This window comes from Brachybacterium sp. B718/18, from assembly GCF_055454375.1.
In genome coordinates this window covers 1-4,988 of record NZ_JBVDDO010000018.1, presented here as the reverse complement: position 1 = coordinate 4,988, position 4,988 = coordinate 1, and the positions used below count along the sequence as shown (strand labels likewise).

Genomic DNA, 4,988 nt, shown 5'->3' with positions numbered 1-4,988 from the left:
GTGTTGAATAAGTCATCGGCCATTAGTACCAGTCAGCTCCACGCATTGCTGCGCTTCCACATCTGGCCTATCAACCCAGTGGTCTACTGGGGGCCTCTCACACAAAGTGCATGGATATCTCATCTTGAAGCAGGCTTCCCGCTTAGATGCTTTCAGCGGTTATCCCTTCCCAACGTAGCCAACCAGCCATGCCCTTGGCAGAACAACTGGCACACCAGAGGTCAGTCCATCCCGGTCCTCTCGTACTAGGGACAGGTCTTCTCAAATATCCAACGCGCGCAGCGGATAGGGACCGAACTGTCTCACGACGTTCTAAACCCAGCTCGCGTACCGCTTTAATAGGCGAACAGCCTAACCCTTGGGACCAACTCCAGCCCCAGGATGCGACGAGCCGACATCGAGGTGCCAAACCATGCCGTCGATATGAGCTCTTGGGCAAGATCAGCCTGTTATCCCCGGGGTACCTTTTATCCGTTGAGCGACACCCATTCCACAATGAGGTGCCGGATCACTAGTTCCTGCTTTCGCACCTGCCCGACATGTCTGTCTCGCAGTCAAGCTCCCTTGTGCACTTACACTCAACACCTGATTACCAACCAGGCTGAGGGAACCTTTGAGCGCCTCCGTTACTTTTTGGGAGGCAACCGCCCCAGTTAAACTACCCATCAGACACTGTCCCTGATCCGGATCACGGACCGAGGTTAGGAATCCAGAACGACCAGAGTGGTATTTCAACAATGACTCCACACTCACTGGCGTGAATGCTTCCCAGTCTCCCACCTATCCTACACAAGCCGTCCCGAACACCAATATCAAACTATAGTAAAGGTCCCGGGGTCTTTCCGTCCTGCTGCGCGTAACGAGCATCTTTACTCGTAATGCAATTTCGCCGAGTTCGCGGTTGAGACAGTGGAGAAGTCGTTACGCCATTCGTGCAGGTCGGAACTTACCCGACAAGGAATTTCGCTACCTTAGGATGGTTATAGTTACCACCGCCGTTTACTGGGGCTTAAATTCTCAGCTTCGATCCGAAGATCTAACCGGTCCTCTTAACCTTCCAGCACCGGGCAGGCGTCAGTCCGTATACAGCGTCTTACGACTTCGCACGGACCTGTGTTTTTAGTAAACAGTCGCTTCTCCCTGGTCTCTGCGGCCCTCACCGCTCTCACGGTTCGGGCCCCCCTTCTCCCGAAGTTACGGGGGCATTTTGCCGAGTTCCTTAACCACGATTCTCTCGAACGCCTTGGTATTCTCTACCTGATCACCTGAGTCGGTTTAGGGTACGGGCGACCGTATTCGTCACGCCGGAACTTTTCTTGGCAGTACAGGATCACTCACCTACGCCCATACGGGATCCCCATCACGTCTCACCCAATACGGCACCGCATTACCGGTGCTCGGGCTGCTCGCTTAGACGGACTATTCCATTAAGTCCGCGGAAGCTACCTCTCTGCGTCATCCCTCGCGCTGACCTACTACAACCTTGGTTCCCAGCCTCATCAACCTCCACACCCCGAAGGGCATGGGGAAGACTCGGGTGGTTAGCATCGACTGCCTCGGTATGGGTCCTCCTACGATCGGTTCGGGAATATCAACCCGATGTCCATCGACTACGCCTGTCGGCCTCGCCTTAGGTCCCGACTAACCCAGGGCGGATAAACCTGGCCCTGGAACCCTTGATCAATCGGCGGACGGGTTTCTCACCCGTCTTTCGCTACTCATGCCTGCATTCTCACTCGTACAGCCTCCACCACTGGGTTCCCCCGCGGCTTCGCTGGCTGCACGACGCTCCCCTACCCATCCAGACAAAAATCTGAATGACACAGCTTCGGCGGTGTGCTTGAGCCCCGCTACATTGTCGGCGCAGAATCACTTGACCAGTGAGCTATTACGCACTCTTTCAAGGGTGGCTGCTTCTAAGCCAACCTCCTGGTTGTCTAAGCAACTCCACATCCTTTTCCACTTAGCACACGCTTAGGGGCCTTAGCTGATGTTCTGGGCTGTTTCCCTCTCGACTATGAAGCTTATCCCCCACAGTCTCACTGCTGCGCTCTCACGTATCGGCATTCGGAGTTTGGCTAAGGTCAGTAACCCGGTGGGGCCCATCGCCTATCCAGTGCTCTACCTCCGACACGAAACACGCAACGCTGCACCTAAATGCATTTCGGGGAGAACCAGCTATCACGAAGTTTGATTGGCCTTTCACCCCTATCCACAGGTCATCCCCTCCATTTTCAACTGAAGTGGGTTCGCGCCTCCACGCGGTCTTACCCGCGCTTCACACTGCCCATGGATAGATCACTTCGCTTCGGGTCTAGAGCCGGCGACTGAACGCCCCGTTCAGACTCGCTTTCGCTACGGCTACCCCACACGGGTTAACCTCGCCACCGACCACTAACTCGCAGGCTCATTCTTCAAAAGGCACGCCGTCACCCCTCAAGGCTCCGACGGATTGTAAGCGCACGGTTTCAGGTACTATTTCACTCCCCTCCCGGGGTGCTTTTCACCTTTCCCTCACGGTACTTGTCCGCTATCGGTCACAAGGTAGTATTCAGGCTTACCAGGTGGTCCTGGCAGATTCACACCGGATTTCACGGGCCCGGTGCTACTCGGGAACAGCGTCACGCCGCACATCGGTTTCGTCTACGGGGGTCACACCCTCTACGCCGTCGCACTCATCACGACTTCGACTACCGCTGCACGTCCACGTCGATGAGCCGGCAGACCCATCAGACACGTCCCACAACCCCTGACCTGCAACCCCTGCCGGGTATCACACAAACCAGGTTTAGCCTCTTCCGCTTTCGCTCGCCACTACTCACGGAATCACTATTTGTTTTCTCTTCCTGCGGGTACTAAGATGTTTCACTTCCCCGCGTTCCCTCCACACCACCTATACATTCAGTGGCGGGTACCAGGGCATGACCCCTGGTGGGTTTCCCCATTCGGACATCCTCGGATCACAGTTCGGTTGTCAACTCCCCGAGGCTTTTCGCAGACTCCCACGTCCTTCGTCGGCTCCTTGTGCCAAGGCATCCACCGTGCGCCCTTTACAACTTAGGCAACACAACAAAGACCAAAATCTTAAAAATTGCTTACAAGATGCTCGCGTCCACTATGTAGTTCTCAAGAAACAACCCCACACCAACCCCCACCACCACACAGGCGGCAAGAATCAGGGAGGACCAGCCACACACCCACTCAGCATCCCGAAGGACCCCAAGCAGGCCGCGTGCAGCCTCACAACCCAATAGCGTGTCTCCACCTCAAACCACCCGAACCACCACACGTTCCAGACCCCGAAGAGTCGTACTAGCGCAGCCCTGCCGGCCGGCGAAGCGCCCATCCGTTGATGTTCCACCCTTGAGCAACCATCCCCACCACACTCGGGCAGGAAGATGGCCACCAATCATTGGTGATGCTCCTTAGAAAGGAGGTGATCCAGCCGCACCTTCCGGTACGGCTACCTTGTTACGACTTAGTCCCAATCACCGATCCCACCTTCGACAGCTCCCTCACGAGGATGGGCCACTGGCTTCGGGTGTTACCGACTTTCGTGACTTGACGGGCGGTGTGTACAAGGCCCGGGAACGTATTCACCGCAGCGTTGCTGATCTGCGATTACTAGCGACTCCGACTTCATGGGGTCGAGTTGCAGACCCCAATCCGAACTGAGGCCGGCTTTTTGGGATTCGCTCCACCTCACAGTATCGCAACCCATTGTACCGACCATTGTAGCATGCTTGAAGCCCAAGACATAAGGGGCATGATGATTTGACGTCGTCCCCACCTTCCTCCGAGTTGACCCCGGCAGTCTCCCATGAGTCCCCGCCATTACGCGCTGGCAACATGGAACGAGGGTTGCGCTCGTTGCGGGACTTAACCCAACATCTCACGACACGAGCTGACGACAACCATGCACCACCTGTGCACCAGTCCGAAGAAAACCCCATCTCTGGAGTCGTCCGGTGCATGTCAAGCCTTGGTAAGGTTCTTCGCGTTGCATCGAATTAATCAGCATGCTCCGCCGCTTGTGCGGGCCCCCGTCAATTCCTTTGAGTTTTAGCCTTGCGGCCGTACTCCCCAGGCGGGGCACTTAATGCGTTAGCTACGGCGCGGAAAACGTGGAATGTCCCCCACACCTAGTGCCCAACGTTTACGGCATGGACTACCAGGGTATCTAATCCTGTTCGCTACCCATGCTTTCGCTTCTCAGTGTCAGTAATGGCCCAGAGACCTGCCTTCGCCATCGGTGTTCTTCCTGATATCTGCGCATTTCACCGCTACACCAGGAGTTCCAGTCTCCCCTACCACACTCTAGCCTGCCCGTACCCACCGCACGCCCGAGGTTGAGCCTCGGGTTTTCACGGCAGACGCGACAAGCCACCTACAAGCTCTTTACGCCCAATAATTCCGGACAACGCTTGCGCCCTACGTATTACCGCGGCTGCTGGCACGTAGTTAGCCGGCGCTTCTTCTGCAGGTACCGTCACTTTCGCTTCTTCCCTACTGAAAGAGGTTTACAACCCGAAGGCCGTCATCCCTCACGCGGCGTCGCTGCATCAGGCTTTCGCCCATTGTGCAATATTCCCCACTGCTGCCTCCCGTAGGAGTCTGGGCCGTGTCTCAGTCCCAGTGTGGCCGGTCGCCCTCTCAGGCCGGCTACCCGTCATCGCCTTGGTGAGCCGTTACCTCACCAACAAACTGATAGGCCGCGAGTCCATCCCCCACCGAAAAACTTTCCAATCACCACCATGCGGTGGAGACTCGTATCCGGTATTAGCCACGATTTCCCGAGGTTATCCCGAAGTGAGGGGCAGGTTACTCACGTGTTACTCACCCGTTCGCCACTAATCAGACCGTGCAAGCACGGTCGTCATCGTTCGACTTGCATGTGTTAAGCACGCCGCCAGCGTTCGTCCTGAGCCAGGATCAAACTCTCCATGAAAACATAGAAAAAATCCTGACAAACAACAAACAACCAGCAT

At 56.1% G+C, this 4,988-nt stretch carries 2 rRNA genes; both read right to left on the bottom strand.

Annotated elements, in window-relative coordinates:
- Positions 1-3: 3 nt before the first annotated feature.
- Positions 4-3,063: ribosomal RNA gene (locus tag ACZCAH_RS15215) — 23S ribosomal RNA — on the bottom strand.
- Between the two features lie 366 nt (positions 3,064-3,429).
- Positions 3,430-4,948: ribosomal RNA gene (locus ACZCAH_RS15210) — 16S ribosomal RNA — on the bottom strand.
- The 16S and 23S rRNA genes sit together here, the layout of an rRNA operon.
- Between the last annotated feature and the right edge of the window lie 40 nt (positions 4,949-4,988).